22 protein-coding genes, 2 pseudogenes and 1 riboswitch are annotated in these 22748 nt (G+C 72.5%); of the genes and pseudogenes, 11 read left to right on the forward strand and 13 right to left on the reverse strand.

Annotated features, from left to right (window positions below; all coding sequences use genetic code 11):
* Positions 1-67: 67 nt before the first annotated feature.
* Entirely contained in the window at positions 68-1537 is a 1470-nt protein-coding gene (locus HW130_RS21170) for a cellulase family glycosylhydrolase (protein ID WP_177151227.1), read from the reverse strand.
* Between the two features lie 242 nt (positions 1538-1779).
* Between HW130_RS21170 and HW130_RS21175 the strand changes: the two genes are divergently transcribed.
* Together HW130_RS21175 and HW130_RS21180 are read left to right on the forward strand one after the other, a co-directional pair.
* The gene (locus tag HW130_RS21175) at positions 1780-2751 is read left to right on the forward strand and encodes an acetylxylan esterase (protein WP_177151228.1); all 972 of its coding nucleotides are present in this window, start codon (positions 1780-1782) and stop codon (positions 2749-2751) included.
* Positions 2752-2869: 118 nt separating this feature from the next.
* The gene (locus HW130_RS21180) at positions 2870-3637 is read left to right on the forward strand and encodes a cupin (protein WP_177151229.1); all 768 of its coding nucleotides are present in this window, start codon (positions 2870-2872) and stop codon (positions 3635-3637) included.
* A gap of 270 nt (positions 3638-3907) precedes the next feature.
* On the opposite strand, the pseudogene HW130_RS21185 reads toward HW130_RS21180, so the two are convergent.
* Positions 3908-4102, reverse strand: a pseudogene (locus tag HW130_RS21185) (FCD domain-containing protein); the annotation flags it as partial.
* Between HW130_RS21185 and HW130_RS21190 the strand changes: the two are divergent.
* Together HW130_RS21190 and HW130_RS21195 are read left to right on the forward strand one after the other, a co-directional pair.
* The gene (locus tag HW130_RS21190) at positions 4053-4322 is read left to right on the forward strand and encodes a sarcosine oxidase subunit gamma family protein (protein ID WP_256356219.1); all 270 of its coding nucleotides are present in this window, start codon (positions 4053-4055) and stop codon (positions 4320-4322) included. The pseudogene HW130_RS21185 and the gene HW130_RS21190 overlap by 50 nt on opposite strands.
* Positions 4319-4523, forward strand: a pseudogene (locus HW130_RS21195) (serine dehydratase beta chain); the annotation flags it as partial. The gene HW130_RS21190 and the pseudogene HW130_RS21195, both read left to right, overlap by 4 nt.
* Positions 4524-4642: 119 nt before the next feature.
* On the opposite strand, the gene HW130_RS21200 reads toward HW130_RS21195, so the two are convergent.
* The 3 genes from HW130_RS21200 to HW130_RS21210 all read right to left on the reverse strand — a co-directional run bounded on the left by HW130_RS21200 (position 4643) and on the right by HW130_RS21210 (position 6939).
* A complete protein-coding gene (locus HW130_RS21200; RefSeq protein ID WP_177151231.1) occupies positions 4643-5485 on the reverse strand; it encodes a hypothetical protein in 843 nt (280 codons plus the stop codon).
* A 46-nt stretch (positions 5486-5531) separates the two neighbouring features.
* Positions 5532-6023: a metallophosphoesterase family protein gene (locus HW130_RS21205; RefSeq protein ID WP_177151232.1), complete on the reverse strand. Its 492-nt coding sequence runs from the start codon at positions 6021-6023 to the stop codon at positions 5532-5534.
* A gap of 130 nt (positions 6024-6153) precedes the next feature.
* Positions 6154-6939, reverse strand: coding sequence for a transglycosylase SLT domain-containing protein (locus HW130_RS21210; protein ID WP_177151233.1), 786 nt, complete (start codon positions 6937-6939; stop codon positions 6154-6156).
* Positions 6940-6943: 4 nt separating this feature from the next.
* Positions 6944-7132, reverse strand: a riboswitch (cyclic di-AMP (ydaO/yuaA leader).
* Between the two features lie 428 nt (positions 7133-7560).
* Between HW130_RS21210 and HW130_RS21215 the strand changes: the two genes are divergently transcribed.
* The gene (locus HW130_RS21215; RefSeq protein WP_177151234.1) at positions 7561-8742 is read left to right on the forward strand and encodes a zinc-dependent alcohol dehydrogenase; all 1182 of its coding nucleotides are present in this window, start codon (positions 7561-7563) and stop codon (positions 8740-8742) included.
* A gap of 48 nt (positions 8743-8790) precedes the next feature.
* Here the strand turns inward: HW130_RS21215 and HW130_RS21220 are convergent, their stop codons facing one another.
* Both HW130_RS21220 and HW130_RS21225 read right to left on the reverse strand, forming a co-directional pair.
* Positions 8791-9570: an Fpg/Nei family DNA glycosylase gene (locus HW130_RS21220; protein ID WP_177151235.1), complete on the reverse strand. Its 780-nt coding sequence runs from the start codon at positions 9568-9570 to the stop codon at positions 8791-8793.
* 238 nt (positions 9571-9808) lie between these two features.
* On the reverse strand, positions 9809-10513 hold the full coding sequence (locus HW130_RS21225; protein ID WP_177151236.1) for a pyridoxamine 5'-phosphate oxidase family protein: 705 nt from the start codon (positions 10511-10513) through the stop codon (positions 9809-9811).
* 198 nt (positions 10514-10711) lie between these two features.
* On the opposite strand from HW130_RS21225, the gene HW130_RS21230 reads away from it, so the two are divergent.
* Positions 10712-11317: a CBS domain-containing protein gene (locus HW130_RS21230; RefSeq protein ID WP_177151237.1), complete on the forward strand. Its 606-nt coding sequence runs from the start codon at positions 10712-10714 to the stop codon at positions 11315-11317.
* 43 nt (positions 11318-11360) lie between these two features.
* On the opposite strand, the gene HW130_RS21235 is transcribed toward HW130_RS21230, so the two are convergent.
* The gene (locus HW130_RS21235; RefSeq protein ID WP_177151238.1) at positions 11361-13775 is read right to left on the reverse strand and encodes a glycoside hydrolase family 65 protein; all 2415 of its coding nucleotides are present in this window, start codon (positions 13773-13775) and stop codon (positions 11361-11363) included.
* 2 nt (positions 13776-13777) lie between these two features.
* Complete coding sequence (locus tag HW130_RS21240) at positions 13778-14617, reverse strand: HAD family phosphatase (protein WP_177151239.1); 840 nt, start codon at positions 14615-14617, stop codon at positions 13778-13780.
* Between the two features lie 275 nt (positions 14618-14892).
* On the opposite strand from HW130_RS21240, the gene HW130_RS21245 reads away from it, so the two are divergent.
* Positions 14893-15735, forward strand: coding sequence for a universal stress protein (locus tag HW130_RS21245; RefSeq protein ID WP_177151240.1), 843 nt, complete (start codon positions 14893-14895; stop codon positions 15733-15735).
* Positions 15736-15762: 27 nt separating this feature from the next.
* On the opposite strand, the gene HW130_RS21250 is transcribed toward HW130_RS21245, so the two are convergent.
* On the reverse strand, positions 15763-16059 hold the full coding sequence (locus HW130_RS21250) for a dsRBD fold-containing protein (RefSeq protein ID WP_177151241.1): 297 nt from the start codon (positions 16057-16059) through the stop codon (positions 15763-15765).
* Positions 16060-16166: 107 nt separating this feature from the next.
* Here HW130_RS21250 and HW130_RS21255 point away from each other — a divergent pair, with 107 nt between their 5' ends.
* Complete coding sequence (locus HW130_RS21255) at positions 16167-16958, forward strand: transglutaminase domain-containing protein (protein ID WP_177151242.1); 792 nt, start codon at positions 16167-16169, stop codon at positions 16956-16958.
* Positions 16959-17102: 144 nt separating this feature from the next.
* Here the strand turns inward: HW130_RS21255 and HW130_RS36055 are convergent, their stop codons facing one another.
* Complete coding sequence (locus tag HW130_RS36055) at positions 17103-17399, reverse strand: DUF6296 family protein (RefSeq protein WP_256356220.1); 297 nt, start codon at positions 17397-17399, stop codon at positions 17103-17105.
* A gap of 183 nt (positions 17400-17582) precedes the next feature.
* On the opposite strand from HW130_RS36055, the gene HW130_RS21265 reads away from it, so the two are divergent.
* Complete coding sequence (locus HW130_RS21265; RefSeq protein WP_177151243.1) at positions 17583-17774, forward strand: CsbD family protein; 192 nt, start codon at positions 17583-17585, stop codon at positions 17772-17774.
* A gap of 49 nt (positions 17775-17823) precedes the next feature.
* Here the strand turns inward: HW130_RS21265 and HW130_RS21270 are convergent, their stop codons facing one another.
* Positions 17824-18375 (reverse strand): tellurite resistance TerB family protein, encoded by a 552-nt coding sequence (locus tag HW130_RS21270; RefSeq protein ID WP_177151244.1) that lies wholly within the window; start codon positions 18373-18375, stop codon positions 17824-17826.
* 193 nt (positions 18376-18568) lie between these two features.
* Here HW130_RS21270 and pgm point away from each other — a divergent pair, with 193 nt between their 5' ends.
* Together pgm and HW130_RS21280 are read left to right on the forward strand one after the other, a co-directional pair.
* Positions 18569-20209, forward strand: a complete 1641-nt coding sequence (gene pgm, locus HW130_RS21275; protein WP_177151245.1) for a phosphoglucomutase (alpha-D-glucose-1,6-bisphosphate-dependent) — start codon at positions 18569-18571, stop codon at positions 20207-20209.
* Positions 20210-20518: 309 nt separating this feature from the next.
* A complete protein-coding gene (locus HW130_RS21280; protein WP_256356221.1) occupies positions 20519-21007 on the forward strand; it encodes a hypothetical protein in 489 nt (162 codons plus the stop codon).
* 171 nt (positions 21008-21178) lie between these two features.
* Here HW130_RS21280 and HW130_RS21285 read toward each other — a convergent pair whose 3' ends face one another.
* Complete coding sequence (locus HW130_RS21285) at positions 21179-22687, reverse strand: alkaline phosphatase D family protein (protein ID WP_218183816.1); 1509 nt, start codon at positions 22685-22687, stop codon at positions 21179-21181.
* Between the last annotated feature and the right edge of the window lie 61 nt (positions 22688-22748).

Genomic DNA, 22748 nt, shown 5'->3' on the forward strand with positions numbered 1-22748 from the left:
GTTCCCTGTGCGCGCCCCCGCCCGCCCAGTGGATCACAGGGGCGGGCGGGGACGCGCGACGGGCCGGTCAGCCGGTGGGGAAGTCGTCCGGTGTCCTGATGCGGTCGCGGACCCAGACGCCGGCGGGCTTCAGCGACGTGGTGCCGGTCCAGGGACCGTTGTCGGCGCACGTCCCCGTCTTGAACACGGCTCCGGAGCGGTGGTCGTCCGAGTAGTTCCAGTTCACCCAGCTGATCTTCTTGCTCGCCATCAGATCGAGGTAGCGCTGGGACATGGCGAAGTCGTTCGCCCCTTCGCCCGCGTAGTCCTGGGTGCCGAACTCGGTGACGAACACGGGCAGTTTGTCGGCCGCGCGGGACAGGGTGTTCAGGTACTCGTCCCGGTGCGAGGCCGCGTAGAAGTGGAACGTGTACATGATGTTGGCCGCGTCGACCGGGTTGTTCACGACCTCGCTCTCGTTCGAACCCTCCGAGACGCCGAGCGAGGACCAGGCGCGGGTGCCGACGAGGACCGGGGTGTCCGGGTCGTTCTGCCGGATGACGGGGACGAGCTGCTCGGCGTAGTTCTTGATCGTGGACCAGCTCACTCCGCTGGGCTCGTTGGCGATTTCGAACAGCAGGTTGTTCTTGCTGCGGTGGCGCTGGGCGATCTCGGTGAAGAACGTCCTGGCGCGGGCGAGGTTGTGGTTCGGGTCGCCCGGGCTGAGCATGTGCCAGTCGACGATCGCGTACATGCCGCGTGCGGTGGCCTGCTCGATGATCGAGTGGACCTTGTCGGTGAAGCCGCGGGGGTCCGTCTCGTAGCCGCCTTCCTGGATGTACATGGAGATGCGCAGGACGTCGGCGTTCCAGTCGGTGGCCAGGGCGCCCAGGGATCCGGTGGTGACGCACTGGCTGTACCACTGGAGGCCGTGGGTGCTCATACCGCGCAGCTGGACGGGCTTTCCGTACTGGTTGCACAGCTTGGTGCCGCACACCTTCAGCTGGCCGTTGACGGCGACGGGCGTGCCGGCGGAGGCGGGTGCGGTGTCGACGGCGAGGTGGTCGACGTTGGGTCCGCCGTTGGCGGTGGTGGCGGTCGCCCTGATGGTGTTGGCACCGGCCCTGAGGTCGGCCGCGACGGTGACCGTCGACCAGGAGGTCCACGAGCCGGTCCCATTGAAGGCGCGCTCGTCGGCGGCCAGGGTGCCGTTGACGGAGAGGTCCATCGGGCGGTTCGCGGTGGTGCCGTTGGCGTAGCGCAGGGTCAGGGTCGCCCGGCCGGCCTGTGCGGCGTTGACCGTCCACTGGACGTAACCGCCGCTGACATTGTCGTAGTTGACGAAGCCGGTGCCGGTGTAGCCGGTGTGGTCGGACTCCACGAGCCCGCGCGAGACGGTCGCGTTCTCGGCCTCGTGGGTGACGGCCGCCGCGGCGGCGCGGGGTTCGGGGACGGGGGCTGCGGGCGCCGTGGGCGCGGCGGTCAGGGCGAGCGTCAGTGCGGTGCCGATCACGCCGAGGGCGGTGAGCGGGTGTTTCCAGAGCCGTGCCGGTCTCATGGGGGGTCTCCGTTGGCTGGGCGGAAGGGCCGGGACAAGAACCGGTGCATCGCGCAGGGTCGATTGGAAGGAAACTTTCCTAACCGAGAGGGATAGCAGGGGTGACCGCCGCTCGGCAAGGGCCCTGACGGCAGGAGCCCGTCCGCCATGGGAGCGGCGCGCCGCTCGTGAGCCGTGCCCTTGCCAGGCGGTGGCAGGCCATGTTGATCTGCTCCCTGCCCCCGTAAGTGAAGGTGGTTCCCATGGCCCTGTTCGATCTCCCGCTCGACGAGCTGCGCAGGTACCGCAGCGCCTCCGCCGAACCGGCGGACTTCGACGCGTTCTGGACGAAGACGCTGGAGGAGTCCCGCGCCCACGCCCTCGGCGCGCGCTTCGAGCCCGTCGCGACCGGTCTGACGTCGGTGGAGGTCCACGACGTGACCTTCGCCGGATTCGGGGGCCACCCGGTGAAGGGCTGGCTGGTGCTGCCCGCCGGGACCGCCGAACCGGTGCCGGTGGTCGTGGAGTTCCTCGGCTACGGCGGCGGACGCGGACTGCCCCACACCCATCTGCTGTGGGCGTCGGCGGGTCTCGCACACTTCGTCATGGACACCCGCGGGCAGGGCAGCGGCTGGACGAACGGCAGCACACCGGACCCGGTGGGCAGCGGGCCCGCCTTCCCCGGCTACCTAACGAGGGGTATCGAGGACCCGCACGAGTTCTACTACCGGCGAGTGTTCACCGACGCCGTACGCGCGGTCGAGGCGGCGCGCTCGCATCCGCTGACGGACGCCTCCAGGACGGCGGCCGTCGGCGTGAGCCAGGGCGGCGGCATCGCGCTCGCGGTGGGCGGCCTGGTGCCGGATCTCGCGGCCGTCGCCCCGGACGTGCCGTTCCTGTGCGACTTCCCTCGTGCCACGACGCTGACCGACCGTGACCCCTACCGGGAGGTCGGCAACTACCTGCGGACCCATCGCGGCCGAAGCGAGCAGGCGGCGCGCACCCTCGCGTACTTCGACGGGGTCCACTTCGCGGCGCGAGGGCGTGCCCCGGCGCTCTTCTCGGCGGCGCTGGAGGACCAGACGTGCCCGCCGTCGACGGTGTTCGCCGCCTTCAACGCCTATGCCCACGAGGACAAGCGGATCGAGGTCTACGACTTCAACGACCACGAGGGCGGCGGCCCGCACCAGGAGGCCGCCCAACTGGCCTGGCTGCCGGGCGCGTTGAGGCGGTGACGGGACGGCCACAGGCGGGGCCCTCTTGACCGGACCGGGCACCCTCCCTAACGTGCCGTAGAAAGCGCTTGCCCAACCGGCCGCCCGCGCACCCCGTACTCCCCCGAGGAGGCCCGAGATGAACCCTCCCGGTGCAGCCGCCGTGTACGACGGCCTGCCCGGCGGGATCGGCGTGTCCCGCCTGCGCGTGTACGACTGGCCGGCAGCGGACGGTCTGCGCGGCGGAACGCCCCATCTGCACCTGACCTGTTCGGAGGGGTACGCCGTGACCGGAGGGCGCGGCGCGGTGCAGACGCTGGCCGCCTCCGGGTTCGAGGAGACGCCGCTCGCTCCCGGCGCCCTGGTCTGGTTCACGCCCGGCACGATCCACCGGCTGGTCAACGAGGGCGATCTGACCATCGTCGTCCTCATGCAGAACTGCGGTCTGCCGGAGGCCGGTGACGCGGTGCTCACCCTGCCGCCGCCGTACCTGGCCGACCCGGCCCGCTACCGGGCGACCGTCGCCCTGCCGCCGACCGCCTCCGAGGAGGAGCTCGCCACGGCCGCCCGGCGCCGCCGCGACCTGGCGATCGAGGGCTTCACCGCGCTGCGCGCGGCGGCTGCGGCCGGGGACCCTGAGCCGCTGGCCGCGTTCCATCGGGCGGCGGCCTCCCTGGTGCGCCCGCTCGCGGGCCGCTGGCGCGAGCGGTGGCTGACGGGTGCCGCGGCCGCGTCGGCCGCCACCGGCACACAGTTGGCGCGCCTGGAACGGGGCGACGCCCGCTACCTCGCGGACGCCGTCGTACGGGCGGAACGACCCGCGGCACGCGGCCGGTTCGGCATGTGCGGCCGCCTCGACGTGTACGACGCAGAGCCCGCAGACGTACGCGACGCGCGGCCCGCATGAGGCCGGCCCGGGGGGTCGGTCCACTGAGCCGGGGCGCGGGCGCGGGCCGGAGGGCGGCCGGCGGTGTCCCGGCAGTCCCCGGGACGGCGGCCCACGCGACGGTGAGCCGCCGGCACGTGGGCGCATCGAACCAGTCGCCGCCCAGCGCATGCGGCGCGTTCACAGGAGGGAGCGCGAGGACACCTCCCGTACGGTTCCCGAGGCCAGTCCCCGCGGCAACAGGCTGCGCGGCAACGCCCAGGCGCACCCCGCGTTCGGACGTGGCGAGGATCAGATGACGCCGCGGATCGCCGCCTCGAACCCTTCGACGTGGCCCGCGGCGAGGGCTGCGGCCTTCTCCGCATCGCGGTCGATGACGGCGCGCAGCAGCGGCCCGTGCTCGTGCACGTGACCCGCCAGATCCGGCAGGCGGTCGATGAACAGACACCAGATCCGCGTGGCCAGGTTGTCGTACCTGACCAGGGTCCGCACGGTGCTGGCCCAGGGCTGTGCCATCGATCTGGATCCGCGGGTGACGCCCGTCGGTTCGTGCCTGACAACGGTGCTGGCGCAGGCTCCGATCACCCTTGTCGTGCGGGGTGAAGGAGCTTCCAGCGTGTGGCTGATGGTCCGCTCCTCGTTCGCGTCCTACCTTGCCACCTGGCTCGTCGACGCCTGCACGGAATACCGGGGAGACACCGGATGAGCATCAGTGTCTTCGACATGTTCAAGGTCGGCATCGGGCCCTCCAGCTCCCACACCGTGGGCCCGATGCGCGCGGCACGCTCCTTCGTGTACGCGCTGGAGCAGGACGGCCTGCTGGCGGAGACGAGCCGCGTCCATGTCGAGCTGTTCGGCTCGCTGGGCGCCCACCGGGCACGGCCATGGCAGTGTGAAGGCCGTCGTCCAGCCTGACGTGCGATCCGGTCGGCGGTCTGGTCCAGATCCCCTGTATCGAACGCAACGCGGTGGCCTCCCTGAAGGCAACCGGACCGTGGTCTTCAGCTGACGCTGCTGAGCCTCCCGCTACGCGGCCGGAGCCGCCGGTGCGGCGAGGAAGCGGTGCAGTGAGGTCTTCAGCGCGGCGACGAACGCCTCGCGGGTCGCCTCGTCGACGAGGTCCAGGGACAGGTACGGGTTGAGGTCCTCGAGTTCGACGAGCAGCAGTCGCAAGTCGCGGGTGCGGCAGGCGTCGACGCGCTGGATGCCGTGGTCGACGGTGTTCCAGGCGATGAAGCGCCGGGCGAAGTCGAGGTCGGCCGCGGTGGGTTCGTACGGCTCCAGGTCCCAGCGGCGGGCGGGGTCGGGGGCGTGGAGGGCGTACTGGAAGGTGTCGTCGACGAAGTAGAAGGAGACCTCGTAGAGGAAGTCGACGCGCGGCTGTATCAGCACGTCGCCGCGTATGAGGCCGGGGAGCTGCTCGGCGTCCGCGAAGTGGAGGCCGATGGAGTCGGCGCCGGCCCTGGGCTTGACGGCGTACGCGTCGCAGGCGGGCAGCAGGCCGAGGTCGTCGAGCCGGTCCACCGTGGGGATGACCGGGTAGCCGGCCCTGGTGAGGTCCAGCAGGTACTGCTTGCCCGCCATGTCGCCGCGTGCGGTCAGCGGGTTGTAGATCCGGGCGCCGGTCCTTGTGGCCTGCTCGCGGAAGGCGTCGTACGCGTCCTGGTAGTGCAGGACGGGCCCGCTGTTGCGCACCACGACACCGTCGAAGCCGTCCATCAGCGCGGCCGCGTCCGCCGGGTGGGCGAGGGCGAGGTCGAAGTCCTCGCGCAGCCGTGAGGACAGGTGGATGTCCTCGTCGCAGTACCGCCGTCCCTTGGCCGGGTAGGCGAGGTCGGTGACGTACAGCAGGCGGGGCCTGGCGGACACGGGGCGGCTCCTGAGTTCGGTTGACCGTAAAACTACCCGGGTCCGGTCACAGGCGGTGCAGCAGGACCTCGGTCAGCACGCCGTCCGCCGCCCGCGCGGTCATGTACGTGTGGTGGGGCTGTCGCCTGCGGTCGGTCGGGGAGCCCGGGTTGAGGAGCCGCAGGCCGCCGGGGGCCGTGGTGTCCCACGGGATGTGGCTGTGGCCGAAGACCAGCACGTCGAGGTCCGGGAACCGCTCGGCGCAGCGCCGTTCGCGTCCGGCGGCGGGGCCTGTCTCGTGCACCACGCCGAACCGGAGACCGCCGAGCTCCGCGCGGGCCACCTCCGGCAGCCGGGCGCGCAACGCGTCGCCGTCGTTGTTGCCGTACACAGCGAGGAGGCGGGCGGAGCGGTCCTCAAGGAGGTCGAGGGTCGCGGTGTCGACCCAGTCGCCGGCGTGGATCACCACGTCGGCCTCCCCGACACGGGCCATCACCTCGTCGGGAAGGCGGCGGGCGCGCCGGGGCACATGGGTGTCGGAGATCAGCAGCAGTCGCATGCCTCCCACCTTCCCGCCGTCGGCGCCGGGTGAGCACATGGCCGCGCCGGGCGCCGCCCTGACGTGGTGTCAGAGCAGGCGCCCGGCGCGATTCCCTCTGCAATCGAAGCCGCGAATTGCGGGGCTACGGTCAGTACGGACCGTTCACGTTGTCGATGGAGCCGTACCTGGCTGCGGCGTAGTTGCACGCGGCGGTGATGTTCGCGACCGGGTCGTAGCTGTCGAACGGCGTGCCGGGCACGTGGTAGGCCCGGAACGTGGGGTCGATCACCTGGAGAAGGCCCTTGGAGGGCGTTCCGTTCACCGCGTTGATGTCCCAGTTGTTGATCGCCAGCGGATTTCCGGAGGACTCACGCATGATGTTCCGGTGGATTCCCTCGTAGGTGCCGGGAATTCCGTGCTTGGCCATGATGTCGAGCGATTCCTTGATCCAGCCGTCGAGATCATTGGAATACGTCTTGGCCTTGGCGGGCTTCGCGGCCGGGGCCTTCTTCGCCACCGGCGTGGTGCGGGCCTCGGAGCGGTCGGCGCGGCCGGCGTCCGCGGCGCGGTCCGCGGGCTTGGCCTTGGCGCCGATGGTCAGCTTCAGGCCGGGGCGGATGAGCGCCGGGTCGGCGCCGATGTTCCGGCGGTTGTCGTTGTAGAGCTTCTTCCAGCCGCCGCTGAGGGAGTACTCCTCGGCGATCTCCGACAGGGAGTCGCCCGCGACGACGGTGTACGTCGCGGGGGCCTTCTTCGCCGCGGCGGGCGCCGTGACGGCGGCCTTCGCGGTCGCGGCCTGGGCCGGCTGCGCGGCACCGGCGGTGGTCGCGCCGAACAACGGCAGGGCGAGCGCGGCGCCGCCCGTGCCCGCGGCGACGAAGCCGCGGACGAGTCGGCCGGACTTGGGACGGCGGTGCTTACCCTTTGCAGGCATGACGCATTCCTCTCCGTCGCCTGCGAGGTGAGCTGTCGGGTTCGGGCTGGAGATGCCCGGTCGCATGGTCGGTGCGACTTCACCCCGAGCCGTTCCGGTTTCCGGATCGGCGGCTTACCTGGGTCCCCCGCTCCTGCCGAACGTGAGTGTGGTCGGATTCCCGGACGGCGGCAGGATTCGGCGGTCCATCCGGATTGCGGTGACCGTAAGCGAGAGCGGCCCGGCGGAACAAGCCCTGAATTCACAACCGCAATGCAAGACCGGAGAAAAGAGACGAAAATGACCTTCCTGATTTCCTGTCGGGAACTCAACTCTCTTTCCGCGCAAGGTGTCTGCGAAGCCTGCCCGCCACCCCGGGCATTCCGTCACGTGACCGACGTCACGAAACCGGCAATCAGGAAAACCCGTCGCACACTTCATACGCAAACGGACATACAGGCAATGAAAGATAAACGCCCCATACCGGAAAGTCCGGCACTCCATTGAGTGCCAATAGTCCGTTTTCTTCTGTATGTAATGGCATCGCCCGCTTCGGGTACTCGGGCGTGGTGGCCGGGTGCACGGCGCCGCCCGTACGACGGCTGTAGGCCGCCCACCGGAGAGCAACGCGGGAGGACAACGATGCGCGCACTGACATGGCAGGGCCGGCGGGACGTCCGGATCGAGACCGTCCCCGATCCCCGCATCACCGAGCCGAAGGATGTGATCGTCCGGGTGACGTCCACCGGCATCTGCGGTTCGGATCTCCACCTCTACGAGGTCCTGGGCCCGTACCTCGACCCCGGTGACATCCTCGGCCACGAGCCCATGGGCATCGTGGAGGAGACCGGTCCCGAGGTGACGGCCCTCTCGGCCGGCGACCGCGTCGTCGTGCCGTTCAACGTCTCGTGCGGCGAGTGCTTCATGTGCGCCCAGGGCCTCCACTCGCAGTGCGAGACGACCCAGGTGCGGGACCGCGGCACGGGCGCGTCGCTGTTCGGCTACACGAAGCTGTACGGGCAGGTGCCCGGCGGGCAGGCCGAGTACCTGCGGGTGCCCTTCGGCGACACACTGCCGGTCAAGGTGCCCGAGGGGCCGCCGGACGAGCGTTTCGTCTACCTCTCGGACGTGCTGCCGACGGCGTGGCAGGCCGTGGAGTACGCGGACGTACCGCCCGGCGGGTCGCTGACCGTGCTCGGCCTCGGACCGATCGGCGACATGGCCTGCCGCGTGGCCCTGCACCGGGGCGCGGGACTCGTGATCGGCATCGACCTCGTCCCCGAGCGGCTCGACCGGGCCGAGGCGCGGGGGGTGACGGTCCTCGACCTGCGCGAGCACGACGAGGTCGCCGACGCGGTCCGCGACCTGACGGACGGCCGCGGCTCGGACGCGGTCATCGACGCCGTGGGGATGGAGGCCCACGGCGCACCGGTCGCCAGGGCGGGGCAGTGGGCGACCGGTCTGCTGCCCGGACGCGTGGCCCGGCTCGTCATGGAGCATGTCGGCGTGGACCGGCTGGAGGCGTTCTACACGGCCATCGACGCGGTACGGCGCGGCGGCACGATCTCCCTGGCCGGGGTCTACGGCGGCATGGCGGATCCCGTGCCGATGCTCACCCTCTTCGACAAGCAGATCCAGCTCCGTATGGGGCAGGCCAATGTCCGGCGCTGGACGGACGACATCCTTCCGCTGCTGACGGACGCCGATCCGCTCGGCGTCGAGGGCTTCGCCACGCACACCTTGCCGCTGGAGAAGGGCCCCGAGGCGTACGCGACGTTCCAGGCCAAGGCCGACGGCATGATCAAGACCCTCCTGAAGCCCTAGCGACGCCGAAGCCGGGGCTCCGTGCGCGGCCGGCACGCTCCGCGCGGCTCAGCTCTGGCAGGCGGGACACCACACGGAGCGGCGGCCGCCGGTGCGGCCGGAGCTCAGCGGCCCCCGGCAGCGCGGGCACACCGGATCGCGGTCGTCCCGCCGTCCGGTGAGCCAGGTCCGCCGGGGCGGCACGCGCGCGGCCGGGACCGCGGACCGCAGGACCCGGCCCATCGCGGCGTGGATCCGGCGCAGTTCGGCCTCGTCCAGATCGCGCGCGGGGCGGCCGGGCGCCACCCCGGCGCGCCAGAGGATCTCGTCGCTCAGGAGGTTGCCGAGCCCGGCGAGCACCGACTGGTCCATCAGCACGTTCTTGACGGCGCCCCGCCGCCCGGCGACGCGCTCGAGGAACGTGTCCCGGGCCAGGCCGAGAGCGTCGGGCCCCAGGTCGCCGAGGACGTGTCCCACGCCCTCGTCGCTGCCGGCCAGGTGGACGCCCTGGAGCTTGCGCTGGTCGCGGTAGTGCAGCCTGCGGTCGTCGTCGAGCGTGAGCACGATCCGGTCGTGGTCCGCCACGGGGTCGCCGGGCGCTGCGGCCAGCAGCAGCCCCGTCATCCCGAAGTGCCAGACGACGCGGGGTCCGTCGGTGGGTGCGACGAGCCATTTGCCGTGCCTCCAGGGCTCCTCCAGCCGCCGCCCCTCCAGTTCCTTCCGCAACCGCCGTACGGTCACCCCGCGCAGCACGCCCGGGTCGCGCACGTCGACCCTCCTGATCCGCCGGCCCGTGCCGCAGGAGCGCAGCACTTCGCGGAACCCTTCGACATCCGGCAGCTCGGGCATGCCCTTCTCCCTCGTCGGTCGCCCCCTGTACGACGCGCCCAGCGACCCCCGGGTACCCGCCGCACGGCCGGCATCCCAGCGGAGGGCCCGCCGGCCGGGGCCCATCCGGGGTGAAGGGGTCGCCACGTTCCCCCGCGTCCGCAGACGGGCCTCCCAAGACCTGCGCACGGGTGCCCTCGGGCGCGGCCGGGTGCTCCGGCCGGGGTGCGGCTGCTGCTGACCTGAGACGCGGCCCGCGTCAGCGGAAGTCCCACGGCGCCGGCGCATCGCGCACGAGGATGCGGCGGCCGGTGACCCGGTCGGGGGCGAGGACGATCCACAAATCCCGCTCGCCGCCCGCCCACGGCGCGCTGTACGCCTGCCGCTCCAGCTCTTGTACGGCGTCCTGGTCCGTGACCGACCGTGCCGCGCCGACGATCAGGACACTCCAGCCACGGCTGAACGCCTCGTCGATGTGGTCCACCTCGAAGGCGATCTCCTCGCCCGCCACCTGTCCGGGCCGTGCCTCCCGGGAGGTCCGGAAGGCCACCTCGCCTTCGGTGACCAGGTAGTTGACCGGGAGGATCGCGGGCCCGTCCCGGCCCGCGACGGCGATGCGCCCCACTCCGTGCGTACCGAGCAGCGCCCAGCACTCGTCCTCGGCCAGCTCCACCAGTTCGGGGCGGCGCGCGGCGCGCCCCGAGCCGGGCGGCGCGTCCGCGCCGCCTCCGGTCAGGGCGGTGACGGTGGTCTCCAGGGCGTCGGCCAGCCGCAGCAGGAAACCCATGCCCGGGGTCGCGGTCTGCTCCTCCAGGTACTCGATGTAACCGGGCGCGGATCCGGCCCGCAGCGCGACGTCCTCGCGGGACAGCCCGAGCTGCTGCCGGCGGGCGGCCACCCGGCGGCCGATGTCGCCCTTCGACGGCCCCGCGGCCGGGCCTCCCGTCTGCGGTTTCTCGGCCATGGTGGCACCTTCCCAGGTCGGCGTTCCCGGTGCGGCTCGCGCCTCGCGCCCACGGTAGTCAGGCGCCCGGCGGGCCGCACGGCGACGATGCCCCGGCGCGCCGCCCCGCCGCGACCGGCCGGGGCGGCTCGGAAATACTGGGGTCGAGGAGCTGTACGCAGGTGGAGGTGGAGCCATGACGCCGAGGACCGGTGCGGGATGAGACACCGCTGCGTCGCCGACCTGATGACACCCGAGGCGGTGAGCGTCCAGCGCGGCACCGTGTTCAAGGAGATCGCCCGGCTGCTCGACGAGTTCGGCATCACCGCCGTGCCCGTGATCGACGACGACGGCCGGCCCGTCGGCGTCGTGTCCGAGGCGGATCTGCTGCGCCGGCACACCAGCGGCACCGGCTCCGACACGGCCGAGGGGCTGATGACGAGCCCCGCCGTGGTCGCGCGGCCGGAGTGGAGCGCGGTGGAGGCGGCCCGTGTGATGGAGGACCGGCACATCAAGCGGTTGCCGGTGGTGGACGGCTCGGGGCAGCTGATCGGGGTGGTGAGCCGCAGCGACCTCCTCCAGCTGTTCCTGCGGCGGGACCGGGCCATCCAGGAGGAGATCGTGGAGGACGTCCTCGGCGGCACGCTGGGCGTGTCCCCGGCGGCCGTCACCGTCCAGGTCGACGAGGGCCGGGTGACGCTCAGCGGGACGCTGGACCGCAAGAGCCTGGTGCGCGTGGTCGTTCGCCTGTGCCAGAGCGTCGACGGCGTCGTGGACGTGGTGGACCGCCTCTCCTTCGCGGACGACGACACGCGCGCGACGTGAGCCGGGCTGATCCGGAAGACCGGCCTGATCCGAACGAAAGACCCTAGCCGACCGGGAACGGCAGCACGCAGGACGTGCCCGGCTCCACCGACACCATGCGGTCGGTGAGGCGTACGTCGATCGGGGACTCGTCCGAGTCCGGTACGCCGATCTCCAGTTCCCCCGGCCGCATGCGTACGCGCACGCCCCAGTGCCCGTGGTAACGGATGGAGAAGCCGTAGTCGGGGAGTTCGGGCGAGTGGACGGGGTCGAACCAGAGCGCCCCGCTGCGGGTCTCCATCCCGGTCAGGCCGCGCTGCACGAGGTCGAGGGTGCCCGCCATGGCGCCCAGGTGCACACCCTCCTCGGTGGTGCCGCCGTGCAGATCGGCGATGTCGCCCTCCAGCGCCTCGCGGCAGTACTCCCATGCGTCCTGCCGTCGCACCCGGGCGAGGACCCAGCCGTGGACCAGGCCGCTCAGCGTCGAGCCGTGGCTGGTGCGCTCCAGGTAGTAGTCCACGGTCCGGTGCCAGGTGTCGCCGTCGAGGTCGTAGCCCAGGCGCCGGAAGAGACCGCGCAGCTCGGCGGGCGAGAACAGATAGCCGAGCATGAGGACGTCGGCCTGCTTGGACGCCTTGTAGCGGTTCACGGTGTCGCCCTCGGCCTCGAGGACGCGGTCGAGACGGCGGATGTCCCCGTGGCGTGCGCGCAGTGCGGCCCAGTCGAGTTCGGTCAGGTCGCCGTAGCCGTGGAACTGGCTGATGACACCGTCGTGGAAGGGCACGTACAGCCGCCGCGAGACCTCGTCCCAGTGCTCCAGCTCCGACTCGTCGAGCAGGGTGCGCTCGCTCAGTTCGCGGCGGCGGGGCGCGGGCAGTTCCCGGATGACGTCGAGTGCGCGGGCGAGCACCCAGGCGGCGGTGACGTTGGTGTACGCGTTGTCGTCGAGGCCCGGCAGCTTCGATCCCGGGTACGCCTCGTGGTACTCGTCGGGTCCGACGACCCCGCGGATGCGGTAGCGCTCCCTGTCCTCGTCGTAGGTGGCGCAGTGGGCCCAGAAGCGGGCGATCTGCGTCAGCATCTCCGCGCCCTTGGTGTGCAGGAACTCCGCGTCTCCGCTCGCCTCGCAGTACTGCCACACGTTGTACGCGATGGCCGACCCGACGTGGTGCTGGAGCCGGGAGTGGTCGGGCAGCCAGCGCCCCGAGCGCGGGTTGAGATGCAGCTCCTGCGTCTCCTCGCGGCCGTCGCTCCCGCTCTGCCACGGGTACATGGCCCCGATGTGCCCGATGTCGCGGGCCAGCCGCAGTGCCGCCTCCAGGCGGCGGTGGCGGTACATGAGCAGCGCCCGTGACACCTCGGGGAAGTGCAGGTTCAGATAGGGCAGGACGAACAGCTCGTCCCAGAAGATGTGCCCGCGATACGCCTCGCCGTGCAGCCCGCGGGCCGGTACGCCGACGTCGAGGTCGGCGGTGTGCGGCGAGAGGGTCTGCAGGACGTGGAAGAGATGCAGGCGCAGGATGCGCCCGGCCTCCCCCGGCACGTCCAGTTCTCCCCTGCCCCACAACTGCCGCCAGGCGGTGCGGTGGGATTCCAGAAGGGCGTCGAATCCGGAGGCGCGGTCGACGCGGTCGACGGCGGCGTGCAGGGGGTCGCTGATCGCCGCGTCCCGGGACGTGTGCAGGGCGACGGTCTTGTCCACGGTACGGGTGCGGCCGTCTTCGAGGAACAGCCGCATCAGCTGTACGGCACGCAGCGGTTCGTGGGCCGCGCGCAGCCGCTCGGCGTTCGCCCGCCGCGGGTCCCCGGGCTCGTCGGCGGTGGTGCGGGCCGCCATGCCGATGCGGATGTCGGAGGTGGTCGTGCGGCAGCGCAGCCACACCGCCTCACGGTCGCCGTCCCCCGCGTTGACGTGGACGAGGTGGCTGCCGTTGAGCTCCCGGTAGCGGGCGACGCCGCTGTTGGTCACGGAGCCGTCGAGCGCGGCCTCGACCTCGATGTTCCCGGACCAGCCCTCGGCGGTGAACTGGGTGCGCAGCACGGCCAGATGCGGGTCGCCCATGTGGACGAACCGCAGCTGGCGCACCGCCAGTACGCGTCCGTCGCCCGCCGCGTACCGCAGGCTGCGTTCGAGCGTCCCGGAGTACAGGTCGAGTCGCTGGCGGTGTTCGCGCAGGGCAGGGCTGTCGGGGTGGAACCAGGGTGCGTCGCCGCTCATGGTGTGCATGCGGAAGCGCAGCGGCAGCCAGTTGGGCAGGTTGACCATGTCCTCGTTGACGACCTGGCGCCCGGCGACGGTGGAGGTCAGCCGGTTGTAGCAGCCGGCCGCGTAGGTGCCGGGGTAATGCACGACGTCGGCGACGCATTCGGGGGCGGCGCCGCGGGTGGCGAAGTAGCCGTTGCCGAGCGTGCACAGGGCCTCCCGCAAGCGCTCTCGGCCGGGGGCGTAGCCCTCGTACGTCCAGATCCACTCGGGCATGGTCAGTCCTCGGGTGTGGCGGGGAGCAGGTCGGCGAGGTCACGGACGACGAGGTCGGCGCCGTGTTCCAGCAGCGCGGCCCCCGTTCCGGGGCCGGCGGTGCGGTCGACACCGACGACCAGGGCGAAGCCGCCGCGCCGGCCCGCCTGCACACCGGCGAGCGCGTCCTCGACGACGGCGCACCGGCCGGGCGGCACGCCGAGCCTGCGCGCCGCCTCCAGGAAGAGAGCGGGGTCGGGTTTGCCGGGCAGCCGCAGCCGGGCGGCCTCCTGCCCGTCCACCAGGACGTCGAAGTACGGCAGGACGCCGGCCTGGGTGAGCAGTTCGCGGGCGTGGCGGGACGCGGACACGACGGCGAGCGGCACGGCCCGGGAGCGCAGCTCGGTGAGGAGCCGTACGGTCCCCGGAAAGGCGTCGACGCCCTGCCGCAGCCGTTCGGTGAACAGCCGTTCCTTGTACGCGGCGACTGCGGCCACGGTGCCGGTGCCCGGCGGGTCGTCGGGACTGCCCGGCGGCAGGCGCATGCCGCGGGAGCCGAGGAACGCGGCGGCCCCGTCCAGGCGGGACCTGCCGTCCACGTGGCGCAAATAGTCGTCGCGTACGTCGAAGGGGCGGCGGTCCTGGGGGTCGTCCGGCGGATGCTCCTCCAGGCAGGCGTCGAAGGCGGTCTTCCAGGCGGCCGCGTGGAGACGGGCGGAATCGGTGACGACACCGTCGGTGTCGAGGACGACGGCCGCGACACCGCGCCAGAACCGACGGGTGCCGGGGTCCGGCCACGCGGCGCCCCGCCCGGCCGGCCCCTGGGCGCGGTCCGGCCGCCCGGCGCCCCTGTCCACGGTCATGGCGTCCCTCCCTGTCGTTCCCCCCGCGGCACCGCTGCGTGCGGCGGCCCCGTCCTCCGCAGCCGGGGCGGCGGAGGGGGACGGAGCCATGCGGTCGGGGCAGGCGGGTACCCCGTCCTGCGCCCGCCGAACGGCGTCCCCCGGCCGGCCACGCGCCCCGGCAGCGGGCCCGGGCGTACGCGCGCGGTCGTGGGCCGCCGGGCGGACGACGCCGGGCGCCGTCGAGCGGGACGCTGGAAAGTGGCCGCAGGAGCGATCCGAAGGAGGAACGGACCATGACGCATGTGACCGTGGGCCTGGACAACTCGCCCGAGAGTCTCGCGGCGGCCCACTGGGCGGCCCGGGACGCGGGGCTGCGCGGCGCGGACCTGCTCCTGGTGCATGTGGAGGAGTGGCCGCTGCCGGTGGCCGTGGCCATGCCCACGATCACCCACGACGACCACCGCAGCTGGGCGGACAGGCTGCTGGAGAGCGCCGCCGGGGAACTGCGGCGCGCTCACGCCGGCCTCCGGATCTCCACGCGCCGGGTGTCGGGGCGGCCTCCCGCCGCACTCGCCCTCGAGGCCGCCGACGCCGAGCTGCTGGTGCTCGGCTCGCGGGGACTGGGGACGGTGATGGGGGCCCTGATGGGCTCCGTCGGTCTGGCGACCATCGGGGCCACGCGGACCCCGGTCGTCGTCGTGCGGGCCGAGGGCAATGTCGGCGGGCACGACCGGGACAAGGACGTCGTGGTCGGAGTGGATCTCCACCGGCCGGCCGGTCCGGTGCTCTCCTTCGCCTTCGGCGAGGCGGCGCGGCGCGGGTGCGCGCTGCGGGCCGTCCACGGCTGGAAGCTGCCGCTCGTGGTCGGGCACTCGGCCGAGGGCGGGCGCGAGGCGGCCGCGGCGCTCGGCGCCGCGCTGCTGCCCTGGCACCGGGAGCATCCCTCGGTGGAGGTGGTGGAGCGATCCGTGATGGGCTCCGCCGCCGAGGTGCTGGTGGACGAGGCCGCCGACGCGGGGCTGGTGGTCGTCGGGCGCCATGTCCGCCACGCTCCCCTGGCACCGCACATCGGTCATGTCGCGCACGCCGCGATGCACCACTGCAAGGCGCCGGTGGCCGTCGTCGCCCACGAATGATCCCGGCGCCTGGTGAGCGCGAGGGGCTCACGGAGTCGTGTACGGCCAGCCGTATCCGGCCCCGGGCGGGCTGCCGTCCCCGGCTCCTACCGCTTCCAGGTCCCGGTCGGCGGCCTTCATCAGCTGCCGGGTGAGGCTGTGCATCGCGCGGGCGGCCGCCAGCTCGTCGCCGATCTCGGGTACGTCCACGTCCTGCGGGTTGCGGTGGGCCGTGCCGTGACCGGTGATCGTGGTGGTGCCGGTGTCCAGCACGGCCCGGGCCCTGGTCGTGCCGTCCTCCTCGACGAGGACGATCGCGACCTTCCACTCCAGCGTCCTTGCCATGGCGCACTCTCCCGCCCTGTCGGAGGTCCTGCTTCCAGCATCCGTCCGGGCCCGCTCTTCGGCGACCGGCTGCGGGGCCCGGAACCGGCGAAGGCACAATGGCCACCATGACGAGTGCGATACTGCGGCCGCGGAAGCGGGTCCGTACTGCCACGCCCGACGGGAGGGCCGCGGACGGGAGCACCGAGCCGACGCGGATCCTGGACTGGCGCCATCCGCGGGTCGGCGAGCTGCTCGGCAGCCTCGGCTCCGCTGCGGGCCGCGACGTGTCCCCCGGCGCTCGGCTGGCGGCCCTGCGCCGTGCGCACCGCAGAATCGCCGCGACCGTCCGGCCGGTCTACTCCGTGCAGGACGAACGCCCCGTGTCGGAGGTGCTGCGGCGCGGCCGCGGGTCGTGCAGCCAGCGGCTCGCGGTTCTCGAGTCGGTCGCGCGGGCCGGTGGCGTCGCCACCCGTGTCCGGGGCCTGGTCGTCGACGGGGCGCTGTGGTACCCGCGCTTTCCCCGGATGCGCCGGTTCGTCCCGGACCAGGTGCTGCTGGCGTGGCCCGAATTCCGCATCGGGCCGGCCGAGGAGGCGAACGGCGGGTGGCTCGCCGTCTCCGAACTCTTCGGCGGACTCGACGAGTTGAGCGGGCACCCCGGCGGCGGCTTCACCAACGCGGGACCGGAGACCCTGTTCGAGGCACTGTCCCGTACGGCGATCGACTGGGACGGGCACACGGTCTGCCCGGCGGACGCCGCGGCCTGCGACCTGTCCGGGCATGTCGTCGCGGACCTGGGCCGTTTCGACTCGCGCGACGACCTCTTCCACCTCCACGGCCAGACGTTGTGCCGCACGGCACGCCTGGTGGCCGAGCCGGTGATGGGCCGCCGCTCGGCGGGGGCGTCGGCCGGCTGATCGAGGCCGGGCGTGCTCCGCGCCGGCCGCGGTCCGGGCGAGGCCCCAGGGCACGGCGGGCGCTCCCCGCAGGCCGCCTTCCCTCTGCGGGCGCAGCCCGGCGGGCGGCCGGGCCGCTCCCGGCCCGCCGCAGTGCGAACTGCTTCAGGCCGCCGCCGGCTGACCCCTCCGGCCGCCGGGCGGAGCCTCCGGTGGGGGGCCCGCCCGGTCCGGGGGCGGGACGCGGGCCGCCACCGGGAAGTGGTACGTCTGGTGTCCGCCGCTGGCCAGCATCCGCACCTCGCCGCGGTCGCTGATCTCCGCGCGCACGATGCCGGTGTCGTCCTCGTAGACGGGGTAGCCGCCCGCGCCCGCCCGCTCCGTACGACGGACCACGACGACGTCGTCCTCCACGGCGGGCGCCTGGAACACGAGCTCATAGGTTTCAGGACTGTTGTTCATGAATGCCACCGCCTTCTTCCATCGTGGCCCGGGCGCTCGGTCGGCGCCTCCCAGGACGCCGTACCGGCGCGGCCACTGCGATGACCTGCCGCTGCGCATGCATGTCGTTCAGAATCGGGGTACCCGCAGGGTGTGATTTCACTCGGCCGCGGACCTGCGGCCGCCTGCACACGGGAGCACATCATGGCGAAGAACAAGGGCAGGGGCGACAGGCTGAAGGGCAAGGCCAAGGAAGCCATGGGCAAGGCCACCGGCAACGAGCGGATGGAGGCCGAGGGCCGCACTGACAAGGCGAAGGGCCACGCCAAGAAGGCCGTCGGCGACACCAAGGACAGGGTGCGCGGCGTAGACGAATCCCTGCGGGACGAATCCTGACCCGGCGGCTCCGCCGCCGTCCCTCCTCCGGACGGCGGCGGAGCCTCGCTCACAGACCGAACTCGGTGGGTGACAGACCGAGGACGGAGCACGCCTCGCGCAGCATCTGCTCCTCGGCGGGCGCCACGTATCCGTCCGCGCCGGCGACGACGAAACCGGTCTGGATGACGGCGCGGGCCTCCGCCGGCTTCTTCGCCGCCTTGGCGACCTCCTGCATGGCCTCTCCCTTCCCCTGCGGGAAGTTGAAGGCCAGCTGGTCGACATGCTTGTTGAACCGCTGGCGCAGCTGCTCCGGCGGGAAGTTCTGCAGGACGTCGTTGCTCAGGATCAGCGATTCGACGTGCTGCCTCTCGGCCGGGTCGACGTGGCCGTCGGCGGCGGCGACGAGGGCGCACATCGCCATGCTCGCGTCCCGGTAGGCGCCGCTCTTCAACTCCGTCTTCAACGAGGTGAGCTGCGACTTCAGCGTGCTCACCAGCTGGGCCCGGGAGCCGCCCGAGGAACCCGCTCCCGGCCTGCCGTGTCCGCCTGCGCCCCGCACGCCCTGGGACTGCTGCTGCAGGCTCTTGGCCTGGTCCTTGATCCGATCCCACATCGCCACTGGTGCACCTCGGCTTCTGCATGTGTCGTTCCGGTCCGTACTCGGCGCGTACCCGCGCGTCACCATGGCAACGCCGTGGGGCCCCGTGAGGTTCCTGGCCGGATACGCGGCCGTGCCGGCGGGGGCCGCCTCGCGCCGCCGGGCCGGGGGACGCCACACTGAACGCACCCGACCGACGCGGAGGAGTGGACGGATGCCGAACGAGCGCGCGGGACAGCAGGCGCGGCCCGAGGACCTCATCGACGTGGCGCGGCTGGTGACCGCGTACTACGCCCTGCACCCCGATCCGGCGGACCCGGCGCAGCGTGTCGCGTTCGGCACGTCGGGGCACCGCGGTTCCTCCCTCGCGACGGCCTTCAACGAGGACCACATCGCCGCCACGAGCCAGGCGATCTGCGAGTACCGGGCGCGTCAGGGCGTCGACGGGCCGCTGTTCCTGGGCGCGGACACCCATGCGCTGTCCGAGCCCGCGCGGGTGACCGCCGTCGAGGTCTTCGCGGCCAACGGCGTGACCGTCCTGGTCGACACGGCCGACGGCTACACGCCCACGCCGGCGGTGTCGCACGCCGTCCTCGCCCACAACCGCTCACGTCCCGCAGGGCGGGCGGACGGGGTGGTGGTCACGCCGTCGCACAATCCGCCGTCGGACGGCGGTTTCAAGTACAACCCGCCGAACGGCGGACCGGCCGGGTCGGAGGCGACCGGCTGGATCCAGGAACGGGCGAACGAGATCATCGGCGGCGGGCTGAAGGACGTACGGCGGATTCCGTACACGCGGGCCCTGGCCGCGGAGACGACGGGCCGGTACGACTTCCTCGGCTCGTACGTGCGGGACCTGCCCGCGGTACTCGACCTGGACGCGGTGCGCGCCGCGGGGGTGCGGATCGGGGCGGACCCGCTCGGCGGCGCCTCGGTGGCGTACTGGGGCCGTATCGCGGAGGAGCACCGGCTCGACCTGACGGTGGTGAACCCGCACACCGATCCCACGTGGCGGTTCATGACGCTCGACTGGGACGGCAGGATCCGGATGGACTGCTCGTCGCCGTACGCGATGGCCTCGCTGATCGAGACCCGGCACCGCTACGCCGTCGCCACCGGCAACGACGCGGACGCCGACCGGCACGGCATCGTCACGCCGGACGGCGGGCTGATGAACCCCAACCACTACTTGGCGGTCGCGATCGGCTATCTCTACCGCCACCGCGAGCGGTGGCCCGCCCGCGCTGCTGTCGGCAAGACGCTCGTGTCGTCCGGGATGATCGACCGGGTGGCCGCCGACCTCGGCCGCGAGCTGGTGGAAGTGCCCGTCGGCTTCAAGTGGTTCGTGGACGGGCTGGCGGACGGCACGCTCGGCTTCGGCGGCGAGGAGTCGGCCGGCGCCTCGTTCCTGCGCCGCGACGGATCGGTGTGGACCACCGACAAGGACGGCATCGTCATGGCCCTGCTCGCCTCCGAGATGCTGGCGGTGACGGGCCGGACGCCGAGCGAGCAGTACGCGGAGCTCACCGCCCGCTTCGGCGAGCCGGCATACGCCCGGGTCGACGCGCCGGCCACGCGGGAGGAGAAGGCGGTGCTGAGCCGTCTCTCCCCGGGCCAGGTGACCGCCGGCACCCTCGCCGGGGAGCCCGTCACCGGCGTGCTCACCGAGGCGCCGGGCAACGGGGCGGCGATCGGCGGCATCAAGGTCACCACGGCCAGTGCCTGGTTCGCGGCGCGCCCTTCCGGCACGGAGGACGTGTACAAGGTGTACGCGGAGTCCTTCCTCGGCCCCGACCACCTGGCCCGCGTCCAGGAGGAGGCCCGCGCGGTCGTCTCGGCGGCGCTGAGCGCCTGACCGAGCCGACCTGTTGTCCTGGACCGGCGGGGTGGGGGCCTCCCGTCGGCCGGGCCAGGCGGAACAGGTCCGCACGCGGGGGCCGTCGATAGGCCGATTGCACCAACACGCCACCGCCCGGCCCATGCTGTCGGTACCGCCTGTCACCTGGGCTTCCGCCCTTCTTCGGGAGACGGCAAGGGTGATGTGGGCGTGCCGCTGCCGGTGATCGTGCGCACAGTGTGTACGGGAGGCAGCCAACGACACCCCCTCGGGGAACGCTGCGGCCACGCCTTCCGCCTCCAGGGCTGCCTTCCGTTGAGGAGTGTCATGCGTGTTTCACGGAGATGTATCGGGCTGGCCGAAGCCGCTGTCGTCGGGGTACTGACGCTCTCGCCGACGGTGGCGTGGGCGAGCGGCGCTCCCTCGGCGGGAGCGGGGCCGTCGAATGTGCGGGTGAGCCCGGGGCAGGTGCATCAGGGCGCGACGCTGTCGGTCACCGCCTCGGGCTGTACCGGCGGCGGTACTGTCACCTCGGCCGTCTTTCCCACCGTCACGATGCCCCGGGGCACGACGACGACGGCCACCGCGCGGGTGGACAACACCGCGACCCCGGGCAGGGCCACCCTGACCGTGCACTGCGGCGGCCGCACCGCCAGCGCCACCTTCACCGTCCTCGCCGGCACGGCGGCGCAAGGCGGCCTCGGTGGCTCTTACACACCTGGCACCACTGAGGTCGCCGCGGGCGCCGCCCTGACAGGCATGGCCGCGGCCGCTGGAGCCGTCCTCCTGCGTCGCCGCAGTCACGGCCGGATCTGACCCGGGCAACGACCCCACCAGGACAGGTCCGACCGCTGCCAGACCCGCACAGCCGGCGTGCGTCCCGTTCGCGGCGGGGTGGGCGGCGGACTGTGTCACGGAGGTGAGCCGAGCACGGGGAAGACCGCACCGGCGTCCGCCGGTGCGGTCTTCGCGTGAGGTGCTGCCCGGTCAGACCTGGACGCCGGGCACGCCGTCCTCGACCACGACGCTCGCGCGCGTGCTGACCGGAGCTCCGGGCCTGGTGACGTACGGCAGGACACGGAAGTCGCTCGTCCAGCGCCGGCGGTCGACGCGGACGCGCACGTAACCGCGCTGGCCGTTGAAGAACTTCATGTGCGGGTTGGCGGCGAGGAACGTCTGGCCCTCGGCGGTCATGTCGGCGCCGTCGCCGCCGCTGGTGACGGATGTGCCGACGAACTCGGCTCCGACCGTGGCCGACTCCGGATCCGCGTAGTCCCGCTTGAGGTCCCAGGCGTAGTTCTGGTGCCGGTCGCCGGTGATGACGACGAGGTTGCGCACCCCGCGGGAGTCCGCCTCGGCGAGCAGCCGGTTGCGCTCGGCGGCGTAACCGTCCCAGGGGTCCATCCACACCTTGGTGCCGGGGCCCGGGTCGTGGTCGGTCTGGCCCATGGGGGCCTGGTTGCCGAGGACCTGCCAGCGGGCCGGGGAGCGGCTGAAACCCCTGAGGACCCAGTCGCGCTGCGGTGCGCCGAGCAGGGTCCGGTCGGGGGCGAACCGGTCGGTGCAGTCCGCCGAGATGCCGTCGCCGCACGGCTGGTCGTCGCGGTACTGCCGGGTGTCGAGCATGGTGAAGTCGGCGAGGCGCCCGTAGGAGAGCCTGCGGTACATCTGCACGTCCGGGCCCTCCGGGAGCTGGGGGCGGCGCAGCGGCGCGTGCTCGTACAGGGCCTGGAAGGCCGCGGCCCTGCGCAGCATGAAGGCCGCGGGGTCCTGGTCCTTCTCCGGGATGCCGTCGGCCCAGTTGTTCTCCACCTCGTGGTCGTCGAACGTCATGATCCACGGGAAGCGGGCGTGGGCCTGCTGGAGCGGGGCCTCGGACTTGTAGAGGCCGTACTGGAGCCGGTAGCGGGCGAGATCGACCGTCTCGGTGTGGAACTTCGGGTCGGTGGTGACGCCGCGCCTGTTCGTCTTGACGCCGTACTCGTAGAGGTAGTCGCCGAGGTGGACCACCAGGTCGAGGTCCTCCTCGGCCATGTGCTGGTAGGCGGTGAAGTACCCGTCCTGCCAGGCCTGGCAGGAGGCGAACGCGAACTTCAGGTCGGCAGGGTTCGCCCACGGCAGCGGGGTGGTCCGGGTGCGGCCGACCGGCGAGATCTCGGAGCCCGCGCGGAAGCGGTAGTAGTAGACCCGGTCGGGCCGAAGGCCCTCGATCTCGGGATGCACGGAGTGGGCGAGTTCGCGCGTGGCGACGACGCTGCCGCTGCGCACGACGCGGCGGAACCGCTCGTCCTCGGCGACCTCGTAGTGGACGCGGACGGGTGCGTCGGGCATGCCGCCCATGCCGTCCTGGGCGAACGGGTCGGGGGCCAGCCGGGTCCACAGCACGACGCCGTCGGACCGCGGGTCGCCGGAAGCGACGCCGAGTGTGAAGGGGTTGCCGGTCAGGGTGGGGGCCGCGAACGCGGCGCCGGAGCTCCACTCGCCGGTGCCCAGCATCAGCGCCGCGGCCCCTGCGCCGCCGAGGCCGAGCAACTTCCGCCGGGATAGGGGACGTACG

The sequence above is a fragment of the Streptomyces sp. PKU-EA00015 genome, from assembly GCF_013387495.1.
Taxonomy (GTDB): Bacteria; Actinomycetota; Actinomycetes; order Streptomycetales; family Streptomycetaceae; genus Streptomyces.